We start from the raw sequence: 17799 nt of genomic DNA, 5'->3' as shown, positions 1-17799 counted from the left end.
TAAAACATAACCAAAACAGCTTGGAGGCTAAACAAATGACAACTCCGACAGTGATTTGGCCAAAAGGTGCACCTCATATTATTAGTGGAGAACCGCAAGGAGACCCAACATTAACTCCTTATTTGGTTCAAAGTGCTGTTCCTACAGCAGCTATTATTGTATGTCCAGGGGGTGCCTATGGCATGCTGGCAGATCATGAAGGTGAGCCGATCGCCCACTGGTTTAACAGTATAGGCATTTCTGCATTCGTGCTGAAGTATCGGTTCGCGCCCTATAAATATCCTGTTCCAATGCTTGACGCTCAACGTGCCATTCGATATGTGCGTCATCATGCAAAAGACTGGAATATTGATGCGGAACGAGTAGGTGTGATAGGTTTTTCCGCAGGAGGTCATCTTGTGTCCACAGTTGGAACACATTACGACAGAGGGCGTATGGTGGATCTTGATCCAATTGAGAGGGAAAGCAGTCGCCCCGACTTGGTTATCGCATGTTACCCTGTTATTAGCTTTGGTGAATACCGACATCATCATTCAATGATAAATTTGCTAGGAGAATTTCCTTCGGAGGAGCAGAGACACGACTTATCTAATGAGCTGCAAGTCACCGCGGATACTCCGCCTGCCTTTTTGTGGCATACGGCAGACGATGAGGCCGTTTCGGTGGAGAACAGCCTTCTCTTCGCACAAGCTTTGTATCGGAACCATGTTCCGTGTGAAATGCATATGTTCGAGAGTGGTCCGCACGGAATGGGATTAGCCGAGAACGATGCAAGTGTTGGAATGTGGACATTACTGTGCAGGGAATGGTTGAAAAAACGAGGCTGGAGAGTCGTAGAGGGAAAAGCTCCATAAATAATATTTTTACAACGTTGAAAACAAGCAACAGCTCCTATCGAATGATGATAAGGAGCTGTTGCTTGTTTTTAGTTGATTTCAAATAGATGGTGGCCGAGCTGGAAAAGGATCATGGTGTTGTAGAACGCACCGCCTACTTTTATAGACTTGATTTTCTCACTAATTAAACATTGTTATATATAAAGTATATGAATATAATAGTGATAATGAAATAAAACCATGGGAGGATCATATGAAAAACTTTATTATTTTTGGAGCGAGTAAAGGACTCGGTGAAGCATTCGTTAAAGGATTACCGGAAGCGGGAGATAACGTATGGATAGTTTCTAGAAGCTGTCCGAATCGTATGGAACTTAACGATGGTGTTCATCGCTATTGGATTGAAGCTGATCTGGCATTAGTAGAAGCAAGCGATAAAATTGCGAGTAGATTACGTGATGTCGTCATAGACGTATTCATATATAATGTTGGGATATGGGAAAGCAAAGGATTTATGGATGACTACGATTTTGAGAAGGATGATCCTAACGAAATTGTTAAAATTATAAATGTAAATGTGACCTCTGCAATAACTTGTGTCCAGAAGCTGCTGCCGAATTTAAAAAAATCAAACAACGCAAAAATTTTCTTCATCGGATCTACATCAGGTCTTGAAAATAATGACAGTACACAAATTTCATTTGTTGCCTCGAAATTCGGATTGCGTGGAATAAGCAATTCCTTGCGGGAGCATGTGAAGAAGTACGGAATAGGTGTTACGTGTATAAACCCAGGCGAAATTGCAACTCAGATCCCATATGAAGATGGAATAGAGAAGGTTTTATCGGCTTATAATGGGACACAGATCCCCCTTCAGGATATTGTATCCTTGGTTAAATGTGTGATGAATCTCTCAAGGGCTTCCTGTGTGAAAGAAATAAATATTCCAGCCATGCTCGGCACGAGTGTATGATTGCACGGACAAAGCATGGTAATGGGAGAAAAGAGATGACAAATCAAGATGAATATTGGAATTGATGCTGGCGGGACACTTATCAAAGTCGCCTATATGAAAAATGACCTGCTCGAATTTGAAAAGTTTCCTATTGCTGAATTGGAGCAAGTGGCATCTTGGATAAACGGATTAGATAACATTAAGATCTGCACGACAGGCGGTAAAGCTACTTTTTTGAGATCGCTATTAAGTCAACAAGCAGAACAAATCGTTGAATTTGAAGCAACATCGAGTGGTGTGCGACATCTTCTTGCAACGTGTGGAATAACGGAGGAGTCATACATATTAACGAATGTTGGCACCGGAACTTCAATTCACCATATAAACAAAAGCGAGCAGCAGCGCGTCGGCGGTACCGGGGTCGGCGGCGGCACCATGATGGGGCTATCACAGCTGCTTACAGGAATAACTGACTATGACAGCATTGTACCTTTAGCAGCTAAAGGTATACGAGAGCGTATAGATTTGAAGGTAAGTCAAATTTATAAGGGGACAGTGCCCCCTATACCGGGAGATTTAACAGCCAGCAACTTCGGGAATGTTGACCCCATGGTATCGAAAGCAGATTTGGAACAAGAAGAACTGCTAGCTTCTGTCATTGGAATGGTAGGGGAAACGGTGGCGACCGTTAGTGTTCTTGCGGCTGGACAATGCGGCGTATCCTCTGTCGTATTCATCGGTTCGTCGTTTAATCGAAATGAATTTCTTAAAGAAGTGGTACAAAGCTATACGAGGCTTAGAGGGGCAAATCCTATATTTCTCGAAAATGGGGAGTATTCAGGTGCCATCGGCGCTTTGCTGCATGTGAGTAAATAAACGCAGCTAGCAAGTAGAGTATTCAAGGAAATGATAGTTCAACGAGACATCTATGATAGCGCTAACAAAAATGCTTGCCAGTCCTCTGAAGTTGCAGTAAGTTAGTAGTATAAAGGAGGAATGAAATGATGGAACGGACTACTCTTCATTTACCCAGAAGTCAGCCGGAAGCACAAGGAATACCCTCCGCTGCTGTAATTGCCTTTTTAAATACTGTAGAAGAAAAAAAGCTGGAACTGCATAGCCTTATGCTGCTTAGACATGGACAGGTAGTAGTAGAGGGATGGTGGAAACCTTATGCATCAGATATTCCTCATATGCTGTTCTCACTTAGCAAAAGCTTTACCTCAACCGCAATGGGTCTCGCAGCTGCAGAAGGGAAATTGTCGTTAAACGATGCGGTTGTATCGTTTTTTTCGGAGGATGTTCCAGCTGAGATAAATTCTAATTTAGCTGCAATGGAAATCCGTCATTTGCTGATGATGGGAACAGGGCATGATCAGGACACAACAAGTAAGCTGCAGCAGTGTGAAGATGGAAATTGGGTCAAGGCGTTTCTGGATGCTCCTGTTGAGCATGCACCTGGTACACATTTTGTCTATAACAGTGGGGCTACATATATGCTGGCAGCCATACTGCAGAAGGTGACTGGTCAAACGCTGCTTGCATATTTGCAGCCGCGGTTGTTTGAACCGCTTGGCATTGAAGGGGCGACATGGGAATCTTGTCCTCGGGGAATTAATGTTGGCGGCTGGGGACTAAACGTCACCACGGAGGATATCGCTAAGTTTGGCCAGCTATATTTGCAGAAAGGCGTGTGGAATGAACAGCGTCTGCTGCAGGAGGATTGGGTTGATGAAGCAACGTCAGCACAAATATCCAACGGAGACGGTGGAGTGAGCGACTGGGCGCAAGGTTATGGCTACCAGTTCTGGCGATGTCGGCACGGAGTGTACCGCGGTGACGGTGCATTCGGTCAATTTTGTATCGTAATGCCGGAGCAAAATGCGGTGCTGGCAATGACAAGCGGTACAAATGATTTGCAAGGTGTCCTGGATGCGGTATGGTATCACTTGCTCCCAGCAATGGAATCTTCGTCACTACCTGCAAATCAGGATGCACATTCGAAGCTTTCGGATGAATTGCAGCAGCTAGCGCTACCGCTGCCGCAGCTGCCGCCGGATTCACCGTTGGAAGCCATCATTGACGGAATTGAATATACGCTCGAACAAAACGAACCGCTTTGGAAAAGCATTTCTATATCCTTCGAGGCTAATACAGCCGTTGTCCTTCTGAGCAAGGAGGATATTGAATATAAGATTAAGCTTGGTCGAGGTGCCTGGGTAGAGGGAACGACGCCTCTGTTTCAGGGAGAATATCAACGCTTCGTTGGCAGCTTTGCTTGGGAGCAGGAAAACACGCTTCAGCTGACCTTGAGGTTAATCGAAACGCCTTTCTCTATTCATGTCCACATTTTATTTGATGGTGACAACGTTGTATTAAGTCAAAACTCAAATGTATTAGCTGAAAAGTCTGAAATTCGTGGACGGAAAACGGAAGTGAAATAGTTAAAAGCCGCATGGAATGCGGCTTTTTTTTTGAGATAACTGTGATTAACGTAACATTATTGATAAGTTGTTTGAAATTTATCTTTTATGCTAGTTTCGGGAACAATCCGCCTTGTATGCGGTCCCCAGCTGCTAGACCCAAACTTTCCGTACAGCTGTGCGGCTTTCCGCTAAATATGGTGCCATCCGGCATGAAAATAATAGCAAGCGCGCGCCGCGGTTTATCGGTATGATTGGCATTCGCATAATGGAACGTCAACCCGTCATGAAAGGTACAGCTTCCGGCTTTCATACGCACGACCACCGCAGTGTTTCTATCCACGTCTTGAGCTCCTGCATCGGCAAATATATCACTTGGAGCAACTAAGTCGATGCTTTTTAAATTTTTTATTTTTTGCGATTTCGGAACAAACATCATACAGCCGTTATTCTCATCCACATCATCCAGCGCGATCCAAATAGAGAATGCTCCGCTTTCCTGCATCGGCCAATATGGCCAATCTTGATGCCAAGGCGTTGGCTTGGAATCATTCGGCATCTTCAAGAGGGCATGATCATGAAATAAACGGATTCCTTCGAATCCAGTAAGCTGCTTGCCCATATCTGCAAAACGATTGCCTAACACGAACCGGGCCATCCCGCCATGATCTCTCCATGTGTTTACACGCTGATTCAGCACTTTGAAGTAAGAGCCGCCAGCTTGGTCCGTCTGAATGGAACGCCCTGTAGTATCACGCATTGCTTCTTCCAAATACGTCCTCAGTTCTTGCAGCTCGTCCTCGGAAAGTACATTATCCACTTGAACAAAACCGTTTTCCCGATAAAAAATGATTTGCTTTTCAGTCAAAACCCTCTTATCATTCAACATAACCATTCTCCCTTTTATATAAAGTTCTTAGGTTTACTTTACGACAGGGAGCTGTTCGAATTCTTGGATGATCTACAAAAAAAGTAGGACGATCTGCTAAGGAGGATGGACTTGAATTGTCTATTCTAAATGGAAATGCATTTTTCGAGGACAGAGAGTTTCCTTTTTTTATACAGCGCTATCAAATTAAAAAAGGTGAGGTCATTCCTGCGCATACACATGATTTTGTTGAGCTTGTGTATGTGGTTAAGGGCGGAGCACTGCATGAATTGGCCGATCAACGGTATCCGCTTGCAACCGGTGATGTATTCGTCATCGAGCCGCAAACCTATCATGGCTACTTTAACACCGATGGGGAAGAAACGATCGTATACAATCTCCTATTTGAGAAGCAACTGCTTCAGAAGGAATTGGGCGTCCTGCTGCAAATACCCGCCTTCATTAATTTCTTCTATCTCGCTCCTTTTCTAAGGAAAAACGCCTCTTTTGTACCGTATATATCATTGAACGAGCATCAGCGGGGGCACTTGGAATTTCTTCTCCAAAAAATTCATAAGGAGTTTTATGAAAAGCCGGTAGGTTATCAGCTCGTCATAAAAACAAATTGGATCGAGTGTTTGGTATTGTTAAGTCGTTATCAGGATAACAACGAGAACAATAATAATAGTCCGCTGCCGAAAGAGGAATGGATGAGTTCTATTTTGCATTTCGTAGAACAAAATTATCGACAGCCGTTATCGTTGAATCAGCTATCCCAAACCTGCGGCATGAGCGTATCATCCTTCACGGCAAAATTTAAGAAAGCGACAGGCATGAGCCTCATGGACTACAAGCATTCTCTTCAAATCAGGCATGCTTGCGAATTATTGAAGGATCATCGCAACAAGGTTGTACATGTCGCATATAGTTCCGGATTTCAAGATGTCAGCTTCTTCAATCGGATTTTTCGCAAACACATGAGTATGACGCCAAGACAATTCCGCAATGGTTTGTAGCGATATTATGGCGGTATTGGTTGAATATCTGGAAGCAAGAGTGTAAGGTTAATGATGCTGGACTAACTGGCTGATTAGGATAAGAACAATAGTGGAGGTAACTTTATGAGTCAACGCTATAGAATTACAAGGACAATGCAAGAGCAGAACCATTCGGAGCAAAACATATCTTTGGAAGAGTGCAAAAGTTATTTTGCTGCCAAACCTGATTTTTCGTATACATCCGTTTTCACTGTAAAAGGGGAAACCACGATGTCTATTGATGGTGATTTTTTTATGTGGAGCTATGGCGATATCACAATCCCGTTCAGGCATTATCAGGGAGATATATATGTGTCCGGAACGAATGAAGCCGTGATCCCTAAGATGATTGAGGTTGCGAGCGAATTGGGTGCGGACGTGGTGGAAGGGTAAGAAGCAATATGAAAAAAAGCCTCCGATCAGTAAAGTAATTTTACTGACAGGAGGCTTTTTGAATTGATGATTGATTTGATAACTTTATTGTACAATCGTTTTTGCAATAAAGGCTAGATCAACAATATCGATAATGCCATCATGGTTGATATCCGCTTTTTTGACCGCATTCCAATCAGGGCTAGATGAATTTTTGCCATAGCTGGCTGCTGCAATGCCGAGATCACCAATGGTCACTTTTCCATCTGAATTCGTGTCTCCTGATGTTGGGACATGGACTGCGTTTTTAAATGCTTGCAGTGCTTGATTCAAGGCGGTAACCGCTTGATCAATTTCCGCTTGGTTAACAGCTTTATCGGCTGCTGCTTTGGCTGCGTTAATGGCTGCTTGCAAAGCTGCTTTGGAACCAACAGGGTATTGTCCAGGCGAACTGCCTTCTACAGCAGCTTGAATGGCTGCCTCTGATTGTGCAATTAAGGCATTCAATGCTTCTTTGTTCAGCTCATTCGTGCTCGTGATTTTAACATTATGCGTGACATGAGCAAGTGTCGTCTCCACGCCTGCTGAATTGGCAAGCTTCGCTTGCGAGAGTGTAATACTCGTATTAGGTGACTCTTTAATCGCTTTCCAGTTTAATTTAAGCAATTCTCCATCGGCGATGACAGCATGGTCTGCACCTTGACTAGCAAGCAAAATCCGAATCTGTCCGGGGACGTCCGTTTTAGAATCAATAATGATAAGACCATTCTTTATGGACTCCGCCGAAACAAATGCGAGCTTGTCGGCATCATAATCAAATGTGAGATCCTGAGCATAAATGGCATCTTCCGATTTAGTTGACACATGCGTTAACCCGTAATTTACTTCGAAGCTTTTACCTAATGATATTTGAGAAGCACCTGTAAGTGTCGCCGTTAATTCGTCTTCAGCAGGGGGATTGAGGTTAGGAACATCTGCCTTATACATCGTCAAAAAGTCCAAATTCACATTGCCAATCGAACCATTATCAATACGATAGCTGATCACATTTTTGCCAGCCTTTAAGCGTAAACGCTCAGAAGCGGTAAACCATTCATCCCAGCTGATCGCCGTTTTATCTGGGCCAATCGTTTTTACTTGTATGCCATTTACATATACATTGATGTTTGCTCTTGCCGGCAACTGTGTCGTAGGATTATTTGTGGATTCCCCATCGACTTGCACACCATATGCGTATCTAACACCCACGATGTAATCACCATCTTCAGCCGCATTCACTACAAAACTGGCTTCTGCACCAGCTTTTTTTGGCAGGTTAATATAACCCGTTCCTTGATAATTTGAATGGCTGTTGTCTTTCGTAATATCACCATAAAGAATAGCATCTTCAGCTTGATACATTTCTCCGAGTCCTAAATCACCAGAAGGCAAGTCTTGCCATTCATATGGCGATACAGGTATACCGAAATGAGGTGTTCCATCTGAATTCCAATCAAATTTTTGAATATTGACCTGACGCCACCAGTTGCGCCCAGTATCTTGATATACGCGCGAATGATAAATCATCCAATCTTCCTTGCCATCTGCCGATTTGACAAAACCTGCTCTGGCAGGGCCGGATACATCATCTGTAGCAACGAAAACATCATTTGTGCGCGTCCAAGAATCCGGGTTCAAAAAATCGCCATCGGTATTCATAAAATAAGATAAACGATAGCCATTTGATGCATAATCACCTTCGGACATAGTAATAAACACTTTCCCATCCTTTTGCAATACACGAGGGCCTTCACCTCCGCCGCCTGGCAGGAAGGAGCGGTCTGCTGTAATTGTATAGGGGTTATCCATTGGCGCAATTGCCGGGCCAATAGGTTCGCCGGAGCCTAAAGTGCCCCAAACCGCATACAATTGTCCTTTGTAGTCGAAGACCGTGAAATCATTGGCTTGTTTATAAACGCCGTTTTCACCTGCATATATGGCGCCTTTATCTACATAGGCTCCTTGCGGGTCGTCAGTCACAGATTCCAAAACCGTTGCCATATGCTTGTAATCAAACTCTTTTAAGTCAGCGCAATAATAGATATACCATTTGCCATCAAAGAAGAATAGTTCAGGTGCAAAAATCCGAGTTTGTGTTCCTTGGGAATCGAATACCATAATTTTTTCGCCTTGGTCTAACAGGGTACGAGACTTGGATACATAAACTTTATTGTTGGAGTCTAAATTGCTTGAAGAAACAAAGTAATAAAAACCATCTTTGTACGTGACAAAAGGGTCCTGTCCTTGATAAAGCGGGTTGTTAAATTTATCAGATACGGAGGAGCTAGTAACTCCCATTTCTTTCATAAAGTCAGAACGGGCAATCGATACGCTCTTAATGGCATCATCGAGCAAAGCAACCTTATCTAAATCACTAATTTCTTTGTCATCAATAGTGGCAAGAAGCTCTGTCGCAGTTATTTTAGCAGCGTTTAAGTTGTTTACTACGCTTTCTGCTACTTTGTCTGCAAAGTTTTCTGTTAAGTAATCTACCTTTTGAATTTCTGCGGTCAAATCAGCTTTCTTAGTCGTGAGTACACGATCTGTAGGCATATAAAGTGCTGATTCTGGCACGACCTCTCTGCTTTGGCTAGCGCTTTTCCATTCCATCTTAAGCCAAGTGCCTCCCCAGCCTTGCAAGTATTCAACTTTAATATCGTAATGCTTGCCTGCTTCCAATGAAATGGAGGTGCTAACTTGTGGTTTTTCCCATGCTTGCTGCCAGAAGTCAATGATCAATGCTCCATTAACCCATAGTCTGAAACCATCATCACCAACCATATGGAAGGTGTAGTCTTCTGAATATTTTGGAACGATTGTACCTGTAAAACGTGCTGTATTAAAATCGGGGGTTCCTGAGAGCTGATTGAAAATGCTTGCAAAAGAATCGCCGTTTAGATTGGAGACCGCTCTTTCTCCTCGAAAATCATTAAAATTAAAAATAGTAATATCTTCACGATTGTTARGGTTCTTTTCACATTTAAAAAACTCGCCCAGCAATCCATGACCGTCCACTGCTGCATCAGCAGCACGAGCATTTGCGGGTATAACAATCGTGCCAGCAAAAACAAACATGGCCAAAAGTATTCCTAGTACTCTTTTCATCGTTAAGCCTCCTGATTTCTCATTCTTATCATGCAAAGTAGGGAAGTATTACTCCATAGCTGCTTCTCAAATTACCTCCTTTTCTCGTCCTATTGATTGCTTCAAACTTACCATTTTTTATCGATTATAGATTTGTAAAATACGGGCTTTTTTTGCGTTTTTCTGTCCTTTTATTTATCAGATGGAGGGTTTGTGTTAAAGTATGGAATATTAGCGAAAGGTGGAGTAATAATGGAAATAGAGATTGATCAGAAGGGGAATTCCAAAGTTGCGGTTATAGAGAGCACAGAAATTGTAGTAAGCGACGTGCAAGGGGCACTGGACTTGATGGCAACTGTGAATTATACAGATGGCTGCCATAAACTATTGATCCATAAAGCGAATATAACAGAGGAATTTTTTGATTTAAAAACAAAGCTTGCCGGGGAGATTTTGCAGAAGTACACGAATTATCAAGTCAAAATCGCAATCGTTGGAGATTTTGATGGTTATGAAAGCAAAAGCTTGAAGGATTTTATTTATGAATGCAATAAAGGCAAGCAGGTTTTCTTTCTAAAAGATAAACAAGCTGCACTCGACGCACTGCACAATGTCAATTAATGCTATAAAGAAAAAGGGCAGCCAAGCGTAATTGGCTGCCTTTTTCTCATGAAACAGCTAACTGCTTCTGTTTCTTATTGCTACCGTGCCATCCGGATACGAGAACACCGAGTAATACAAGCGCTGCGCCGATATAACCTTTGAATGGCAATATTTCATTGATGAACACAAACCCGAACAAAGCAGCAAACAGCGGTTCGAGCGAAAAAATAAGCCCGGTTCGGATAGGAGTCGTATATTTCTGAGCTAAAGGCTGAACCACATAGCCAAATGCACTGCACACGATACTTAATACGAGTACGGCTACCCATCCTTCTGATGTATTAGGAAGTTTGGGCGTTTCGAATAGGAAAGAGAAGAACAAGCCATAAGCGCCTGCGAATCCCAATTGTAAAATGCCTAAGTTCAACGTATTCGTTGTTTTCGCCGCAGAATCGGTAATTAGAATATGTATGGCATACAATAGGGCCCCCATCATACATAAGAAATCTCCCGGATATATTCGCAGCTCGCTGTTTAATGTAAGAAATCCAATACCTATAATAGCAAGGCAAACCCCAATGACGAGGCTAAGCTTAAGTTTTTTCTTGAACACGGTGACATAAATTAAAGGGACAAATATAACGGTTAAGCTAATTAAAAATCCGGCGTTAGAAGTTGTGGTCGTTTTTAGACCAAACATAATGCCTGTAAATACACCAAATAATAATAATCCAAGCAAAGCTGCATATTTTAACGTCTTCAGGTCGGTTTGACGCAAGCTTTTGTGAAAGAGGGCGGCCGATAAAAGGAACGCAAACCCGCAGCGAAGAGCAATCAAATTAAATTCTTCAATCGAATTCAGTCCCAGCTTCATAAAAATGTAGGATGAACCCCAACATAACGTAATCATTAAAATAAGAAAATCGGCTTTCAGCGGTTTCAATCTGTACCATCCTTTGTTTAGCAAGTGTTAGTAATCGAACCGGGTGGATACCAAGTACTAACACAGTATACTAAGGAAGGATTAACAAGTATATTGAATGTTTGTTATGATATACATTAGTAAACCTCATGTTAAAGGCGGGCTATCGATGAGTATTAATAAATACGAAGTTTTCATGAAAGTAGTTGAACAAGGGAGTCTGACAAAAGCTGCTGATCTGCTAGGATTCACGCAATCGGGCGTAAGTCATATGATTAAAAGTTTGGAAATAGAATTGGGTTTTGCCCTCCTGCTCCGAGGACGGTCGGGGATAAAATTAACGGCAAATGGAGAGCAGATGCTAAAGCCAATTCGTGAAATATTAAACTGGAACGAACAATTGAAGCAGGTCGTGTCATCGATTCATGGTTTGGAGGCAGGTACAATCCGTATAGGCACCTTCACCAGTGTATCGGTTCATTGGCTTCCTGGCATGATTAAGCAGTTTCAGAAAGAGTATCCGACTATTGAAATTAAGCTGATGGAGGGCGACTATCAGGAAATAGAAAGCTGGATTGAAGAAGGTCAAATTGACTGTGGCTTCATATCTATTCCAACTCGCGGCACATTTGAGGTTATTCCTCTAAAGAAGGACCGAATGCTGGCTATTTTACCGCTGGATCATCCTTTAAGTGAGCTGTCCTATTTGCCATTAGCCAAACTCGAAAATGAACCGTTCATCATTTCGAGCGAAGGTTCTGATTATGATGTCCGGCGGGTTCTAGATCACGCATCGATTAAACCCAATATTAAGTTTTCGTTAGGGGATGATTTTGCGATTATTGCCATGGTGGAGAATGGGCTTGGCGTCAGTATCCTGCCTGAGCTTGTTCTTCAAGGGCGCGACCATAAGGTGTGCGTGATGGAACTCGAGGAGCGCAGCTACCGTTCACTCGGAATTGCCGTCCAATCCATGAAAAATGCATCGCCTTCCGCAAGGCGATTCGTGAATTATGTCCAGCAATGGTTGGAGAATTGGGAGCAATAAGAATCAGGCTGATCGAACGAAAGAACAGGAAGATAGTAGAGTTTAAAGGAATTTCATAGTAAAATATACTAAAAATTAAATAACCGAGGGGGTTGCTGATTGTGATCATTGAGACGGAACGGTTAATTTTAAGAGATTTTGTAACCAATGATTTCGAAGATATACATGTGTATGCATCGAATCCGGTCGTAGTGAAGTACATGTTATGGGGACCAAACTCGAAAGAGGATACACAAAATTATATGAATATGATAGCCGATATGCAAAAGCAACAGCCTCGACTTGGTTATGAACTCGCAGTGGTCATGAAAGAGAACAATCAGTTGATCGGCGGTTGTGGAATTCACATCATCAAACCTTCACAAGGAGAGCTTGGTTATTGCTTTAATCATAACTATTGGGGAAGCGGCTTCGCATCAGAGGCTGCGGCTGCCTTGCTTGAATTTGGATTCCGCGAGCTCAGTCTTCATCGCATATTTGCTACTTGTCGCCCAGATAATATTGGATCGGCTAAAGTGCTGCAAAAAATAGGAATGAAATATGAAGGACATATTAGGGAGCATATGCGCCATAACGAGAAATGGCATGATTCCTATCAATATTCCATTTTAGAAAATGAATATGTCTAGAAGGCTGCTGACTATATTATTAGCTGTATTGTTAATGATGCTTATTTTCTATTTTGTAAATGGTCGTGATCAGGCTAGTCAGAGAGAGATTAACGATGCAATGGATATCGTTCGTCAGGATTGTAAGTTATGGTGTCTCGACTCTTCAACCACTTTTCAATATGTGGGCAAATATAATGGTCCTTCACGTAAACGAAATTTAGTTATTACATTGGAAAGAAAAAAAGATAAGCTGCCAGAAGCAAGTTATTATGTCACTCCAGGTACGAAGAATTTTATGAAAATTATACACAACTGGCGAACAGCAGCCATTGATGATGGCAGCGCTGCTAAAGCTAAGGAATATAGTGATTTAGACTATACACTTATTAAAGAGAAAAATAGGCTTAATCTAACTTCACAAATTATGCACATAAGCACAAACGGTGAAGAATTAGCTATGTATCGTGGTAAATTGATGACGTTATTCGGTACGCCTTTAATTGAGACGGATGATGATGAAAATGCTTATTCGTATTTATTTGAGGCTAACGATCATGCAAACAACAAGTGGTTGTTTACAGCGTATCAGGGCCCTTCGGGTTTTGCCATCGGCGGCGACCCTATCAGAAAGATAGTAAAGCAGCAGCTGTTGCATTTGTAGACGACCTAAGTAAGCTCGATCCTGCTGACTATGAACGTATTTTAACTAACCACGATTTTGATTCTAAAGTCATATATGGCTGTAAACAAAAAAGATGTTATTCGAAATGAGCTATGGGTGTAAGGCTAAAAAGTGAGGTGACAATGATCATGGTTCGAGAAGAGGATAAAGCAATTATTAATCATTATGTTGCTGCTTATAATTCATTTGATGTAGCGGGAATGGTTAAGTTTTTGCATAACGATATTATATTCAGGAATGTTTCCAATGGCGAAATTAACACTGAAACCAGAGGTATACAAGAGTTTATACAATTGGCGGAAAAATCCTCACAGATGTTCTCTAGCCGCTGTCAGACAATCATGAGTTATGATGCTGTAGAGGACAAAGTAGAAGTGCAGATTGATTATGAAGGAACACTTGCTGTTGATTTGCCTAATGGATTAGGGGCAGGAGATAAAATACAGTTAAAAGGGAAATCAATAATTGCGATGGTAGAAGGAAAAATTTATATGATAGAAGATTATAGTTGAGAATAATGGCTAACAGAATAACATTCATTGGAGGTGCTTCACCGTGAAGACAATGGGTCTGATAGGCGGTATGAGCTGGGAGTCATCTGTGCTCTATTACCAAACCATTAATCAAAAGGTAAAAGAGAAGTTAGGGAAACTTCATTCTGCAAAAAGTATCATGTATTCGGTAGATTTTGAACAAATTAAGACTCTCCAGGAGCAGGGGAACTGGGACGAAGCAACAGAGATCATGATTGATTGTGCACAAAAACTAGAGTTAGCTGGAGCAGAGTTCATTATTATATGTACGAATACGATGCACAAAATGGCCAAAGAAGTAGAGGATGCAGTATCCATCCCACTGCTTCATATCGCAGATGCAACAGCAAATGAAATAATTAAAGATGGAATCAAGAAGGTTGCTTTGCTTGGTACGGCTTTTACAATGGAACAGCCATTTTACAAGGGAAGACTAAGTGAAAAGTTTGGGATTGATGTCATTATTCCGAATGAGTCAGAACGAAAAATGATACACGACATCATCTATGAAGAGCTTTGCCTTGGAATTATAAATGAACAATCCAGGGAATCTTATGTAAAGATCATTAATCGACTTAGCGAGCAGGGAGCAGAAGCTATTATTCTTGGGTGTACAGAAATAACACTGCTTATATCGCAAGATATTTGCAGTGTCCCATTATATGATACAGCAAGAATTCATGCGGAGTGTGCAGTTGACTTTGCATTGCAAAAGGGCTGAGAAGAAGGCTGCCATCATTAGTATTCCTGCTAATGGATAAAGTTCAGAAACATTAATAGAAAGAGGTAGCCCGTAGCAACGGCTGTCTTTTTTCATTGAAATAAAAACAATATCAAGAGCATATATTAAATTGAAAATGAAGATGTGTTTTTCTGTAAAACTGCACATTAAAAAGTAGAAAATGGGTGGTAGAAGAGACTGTTGTTAAATTTAAAAAGTTGCTAGATTGACACAAAAAAAGATATCTTTTAATTGAGTTAGTACAATAAGCTGCTGTCACCATTATTTGATGGAAAAGCCTTCAGTTCCGCTTGCACAGCGGTTCTGAAGGCTTTTTGCGCATAAAGAATTGATGAGAACAATTCACGAGACACATTTTCAGTAGCGACAGTAAAAAGGAAACATCTCACTAACAATCTTTATTGAAATATCTTGTTCAAGACTTATTTTCCAGATAATACTGGTGAAGGAGTGCTATTAGGTGCTTGCACGCTATTTGCATTCAAATTTGATTGTTTTTCAACCTGACTGGACGGTTCCGGTATCACCTGCACTGTTTGTTCGCCAATTGGTTTAACTGTCTCTTCACCTTTTTCATTTGTAATTACATGTAGGACTCTGTCGAATATGACATAGATGGATTCCGAACGTTCATCGTTTAAATAATAAACACTTCGAGGAATGCCACTCCCGCCTTCCCAATCAGGCGCCCCAGCAATCTTATTAAATTCTGCGACCACATCAGATGAGAACTGTTTGCTTCCCTCATATTTCTCCCTAAGTCTTTCTGCTTCTTGCAGTGTGATTCTGGGAGTTTTAGAAGAAAGCTTCCCTACGGCGATGAGTGCACTCCTTTTCCACTCTCCAGGCAACCCCATACTCTTATCTTCAATTAATTTATCCAAAATTACCTGTTGTTCTTTTGTTGCACCACTGTATAGGTCGTCATAAAAAGGCTTTGCCTCATTGCTATTATTATTATTACGTTGTGTATATGTGATATCCTTATTGTTTAATTTGAGTTGTTGATCTATATATGCCTCCGCATCTTCTTTTGGTACAAAAATCCGGCCGAATTGTTCGTTTGCAAAAACTGACCCAGCACCAATCAAAACTATGGTTAACACAAGCATCAACAGTAAAAACTTTTTATATTGTTTCATAGTAGAGCACTCCTCTCCAATTGTAGTTAAAAACCTATTTCATTTTCATAATACCTCGAATTTTAAGAACACCATAGAATATAGTACCCTGTATTTTTCTTGGCATCATTAATTTTTATATAGATTTTTTTTCCTGAGGTTAAGTAAATATTAAAAGATGCATTACTAGTTGTAAAATCTGATGCAATAATATTGCCATCAGCATCATATATTATTCCATCTATATCATATCCGCTTCCTCTATCGGTTGATATTGTATAATACTTGCTAGTCGTAGGAGTGAATTCGAAGAAATCGACATCATCAGGATAGTCAAATCTAGAATTCCAACTGTTTGTAATTTTGTAACTTTTGGTTAACACATCACCAGCTTTGTCTCTAAAGTCGGTTTGTGTATATTGAGTACTTGCATTTTGTCCGTAATAGTGAGGATAGTCCACAACAGCGGATTTTCCGATTAGAAAATATCTTGTACCATTAACATAACCTCCCTCGATACTTTTAGAAGCTATATTAGAATCAGTTATAACTGTTTCTGTGTCAATCGACAAATCTGTAATTGGCAGTTCTCCTCTTTTATGTGACCATTTTCCATCATCGTGTCTCAAATAAAAATGATAATCACTAGTCATTCCCGATTGCCTAATGGTCAGAGCGATTTTTCTTTTTCCAGATGGGACAGCAGCAGATGCTGTTGTCTCAGAAATTGTCCATTCTGACTCCGACGTACTCAATGTAGCAAAATCTTCATATATCCGATCTTTTACAAAGGCATAAAGATTATTCCACGAATTAGCTGCATTATAATAGCTGTTCATTAAACTGCTAAAAGCTTCAGTATTGTTTGTAAATTCGCCGGGTTGTTGTTTGTACTTCCCACCTCCAGGATAGTACACATGTATGGCATAACCATAACAATTCATTTTATCTGTCATATAACTCCGATAACTTGAAGTGGCACTGAACGTCGAGGAGGTTCTATTTAATACTACTGCAGCGTGAACAGTTATGCTGGAAACAAACATCAACAACACTAACAGTAAGAAAATGGTTTTCTTCATGAATAATATTCGCTCCTTCACCCTAAATATTACTTCATAAAATCAGTTTCCTCAGATGGAATTTGATACAAATGGATATAGTTTTATCTCGTCACTTATCTGGTGAATTGAGCAAGCTTTTCTTAAGGCAAGCCATCAATTGGCTTTTTTCACTCCTTTCTGACAGAATCACACCAACCTATTAATGCTTCGACATTTTTTATGTAATATTTTACCTTTTATTGCTTTTTAGAGGGATAGTTCTATAGTACTTATTAATTTTGTTGTAATGTGTCTTATATTGTAAAAATACAAAAATATAGGTTGAACTTTAAAAGTTAATACTGTCTATTAAGGGGCAAGAAAGACAAAGAACCTACCCCAAATAGGCAATGTCATTAAGATAAGGAGCAGGACCAAATATCAAGAAAAAGAGAAGGTTATCAAAAAGATAACCTCAGGCTGTCGAGAAAGTCTCGACAGCTATATTTATGTTTACATAGTTTATTACGACACCGCGTTAATATGTTATAATAAAGTTAACTCGTTTGAATGGAAGGTGTCGTCTATGCTGCGTTCTAATCGCGAAAAACAACAAAGCCTTGAATTGGTTTCTATTGAGGATTTAGTTCCTACTGACCATATGCTTCGGAAGATTGATAAGTATATCGATTTCTCATTTATTGATAAAAAGGTAAGCCATCTTTACTCGTTGGATAATGGACGTCCTGCTATTGATCCACTTGTACTTTTTAAGATGATTTTCCTAGGCTACTTCTATGGGATTCGTTCGGAGCGTCAGTTGGAACGTGAAGTGCAAACTAATCTGGCTTATCGCTGGTTTTTGGGCTTAGGATTAACC

Annotated in this window: 18 protein-coding genes; 13 read left to right on the top strand and 5 right to left on the bottom strand. The window is 40.8% G+C overall.

Translation table 11 applies throughout. The features are described from left to right. Positions 1-35 precede the first annotated feature (35 nt). The 4 genes from AB4Z45_RS22890 to AB4Z45_RS22875 all read left to right on the top strand — a co-directional run bounded on the left by AB4Z45_RS22890 (position 36) and on the right by AB4Z45_RS22875 (position 4235). Complete coding sequence (locus AB4Z45_RS22890) at positions 36-854, top strand: alpha/beta hydrolase (RefSeq protein WP_441911801.1); 819 nt, start codon at positions 36-38, stop codon at positions 852-854. Between the two features lie 235 nt (positions 855-1089). Beyond that, the gene (locus AB4Z45_RS22885; RefSeq protein WP_441911799.1) at positions 1090-1809 is read left to right on the top strand and encodes an SDR family NAD(P)-dependent oxidoreductase; all 720 of its coding nucleotides are present in this window, start codon (positions 1090-1092) and stop codon (positions 1807-1809) included. 48 nt (positions 1810-1857) lie between these two features. Further along, a complete protein-coding gene (gene coaW / locus AB4Z45_RS22880; RefSeq protein WP_441911797.1) occupies positions 1858-2667 on the top strand; it encodes a type II pantothenate kinase in 810 nt (269 codons plus the stop codon). A 125-nt stretch (positions 2668-2792) separates the two neighbouring features. Continuing rightward, positions 2793-4235 carry a serine hydrolase domain-containing protein gene (locus tag AB4Z45_RS22875; protein ID WP_441911795.1) on the top strand — a complete coding sequence of 481 codons (1443 nt, stop codon included), beginning with the start codon at positions 2793-2795 and terminating at the stop codon, positions 4233-4235. 85 nt (positions 4236-4320) lie between these two features. On the opposite strand, the gene AB4Z45_RS22870 is transcribed toward AB4Z45_RS22875, so the two are convergent. Beyond that, the gene (locus AB4Z45_RS22870; protein WP_441911794.1) at positions 4321-5103 is read right to left on the bottom strand and encodes a phytanoyl-CoA dioxygenase family protein; all 783 of its coding nucleotides are present in this window, start codon (positions 5101-5103) and stop codon (positions 4321-4323) included. Positions 5104-5219: 116 nt separating this feature from the next. On the opposite strand from AB4Z45_RS22870, the gene AB4Z45_RS22865 reads away from it, so the two are divergent. Both AB4Z45_RS22865 and AB4Z45_RS22860 read left to right on the top strand, forming a co-directional pair. Then, a complete protein-coding gene (locus AB4Z45_RS22865; protein WP_441911793.1) occupies positions 5220-6098 on the top strand; it encodes an AraC family transcriptional regulator in 879 nt (292 codons plus the stop codon). Positions 6099-6203: 105 nt separating this feature from the next. Then, positions 6204-6512, top strand: coding sequence for a hypothetical protein (locus tag AB4Z45_RS22860; protein WP_076270544.1), 309 nt, complete (start codon positions 6204-6206; stop codon positions 6510-6512). Positions 6513-6596: 84 nt separating this feature from the next. Here AB4Z45_RS22860 and AB4Z45_RS22855 read toward each other — a convergent pair whose 3' ends face one another. Continuing rightward, the gene (locus AB4Z45_RS22855; protein WP_441911792.1) at positions 6597-9635 is read right to left on the bottom strand and encodes a family 43 glycosylhydrolase; all 3039 of its coding nucleotides are present in this window, start codon (positions 9633-9635) and stop codon (positions 6597-6599) included. Positions 9636-9866: 231 nt separating this feature from the next. On the opposite strand from AB4Z45_RS22855, the gene AB4Z45_RS22850 reads away from it, so the two are divergent. Next, positions 9867-10235, top strand: a complete 369-nt coding sequence (locus tag AB4Z45_RS22850; RefSeq protein ID WP_441911790.1) for a DUF4180 domain-containing protein — start codon at positions 9867-9869, stop codon at positions 10233-10235. Positions 10236-10281: 46 nt separating this feature from the next. On the opposite strand, the gene AB4Z45_RS22845 is transcribed toward AB4Z45_RS22850, so the two are convergent. Next, entirely contained in the window at positions 10282-11160 is an 879-nt protein-coding gene (locus tag AB4Z45_RS22845; protein ID WP_441911789.1) for a DMT family transporter, read from the bottom strand. A 148-nt stretch (positions 11161-11308) separates the two neighbouring features. On the opposite strand from AB4Z45_RS22845, the gene AB4Z45_RS22840 reads away from it, so the two are divergent. From AB4Z45_RS22840 to AB4Z45_RS22820, 5 genes are all read left to right on the top strand, one after another. Continuing rightward, positions 11309-12187 (top strand): LysR family transcriptional regulator, encoded by an 879-nt coding sequence (locus AB4Z45_RS22840; RefSeq protein ID WP_339208447.1) that lies wholly within the window; start codon positions 11309-11311, stop codon positions 12185-12187. A gap of 101 nt (positions 12188-12288) precedes the next feature. Beyond that, positions 12289-12816, top strand: a complete 528-nt coding sequence (locus tag AB4Z45_RS22835; RefSeq protein ID WP_441911787.1) for a GNAT family N-acetyltransferase — start codon at positions 12289-12291, stop codon at positions 12814-12816. Between the two features lie 34 nt (positions 12817-12850). Continuing rightward, a complete protein-coding gene (locus AB4Z45_RS22830) occupies positions 12851-13459 on the top strand; it encodes a hypothetical protein (RefSeq protein ID WP_441911785.1) in 609 nt (202 codons plus the stop codon). A gap of 149 nt (positions 13460-13608) precedes the next feature. Beyond that, the gene (locus tag AB4Z45_RS22825) at positions 13609-13992 is read left to right on the top strand and encodes a nuclear transport factor 2 family protein (protein ID WP_441911784.1); all 384 of its coding nucleotides are present in this window, start codon (positions 13609-13611) and stop codon (positions 13990-13992) included. 43 nt (positions 13993-14035) lie between these two features. After that, positions 14036-14734 (top strand): aspartate/glutamate racemase family protein, encoded by a 699-nt coding sequence (locus tag AB4Z45_RS22820; RefSeq protein WP_441911782.1) that lies wholly within the window; start codon positions 14036-14038, stop codon positions 14732-14734. Between the two features lie 443 nt (positions 14735-15177). Here AB4Z45_RS22820 and AB4Z45_RS22815 read toward each other — a convergent pair whose 3' ends face one another. Continuing rightward, positions 15178-15897 carry a hypothetical protein gene (locus tag AB4Z45_RS22815; RefSeq protein WP_441911781.1) on the bottom strand — a complete coding sequence of 240 codons (720 nt, stop codon included), beginning with the start codon at positions 15895-15897 and terminating at the stop codon, positions 15178-15180. 62 nt (positions 15898-15959) lie between these two features. Then, positions 15960-16958 (bottom strand): hypothetical protein, encoded by a 999-nt coding sequence (locus tag AB4Z45_RS22810; protein WP_441911779.1) that lies wholly within the window; start codon positions 16956-16958, stop codon positions 15960-15962. Positions 16959-17505: 547 nt separating this feature from the next. Between AB4Z45_RS22810 and AB4Z45_RS22805 the strand changes: the two genes are divergently transcribed. Next, positions 17506-17799 (top strand): transposase (locus AB4Z45_RS22805; RefSeq protein WP_441911777.1); only part of this gene is annotated, 294 nt, incomplete at its 3' end.

Source organism: Paenibacillus sp. MCAF9, assembly GCF_052114265.1.
Taxonomy (GTDB): domain Bacteria; phylum Bacillota; class Bacilli; order Paenibacillales; family Paenibacillaceae; genus Pristimantibacillus.
This window is presented reverse-complemented; position numbering and strand designations above follow the sequence as displayed.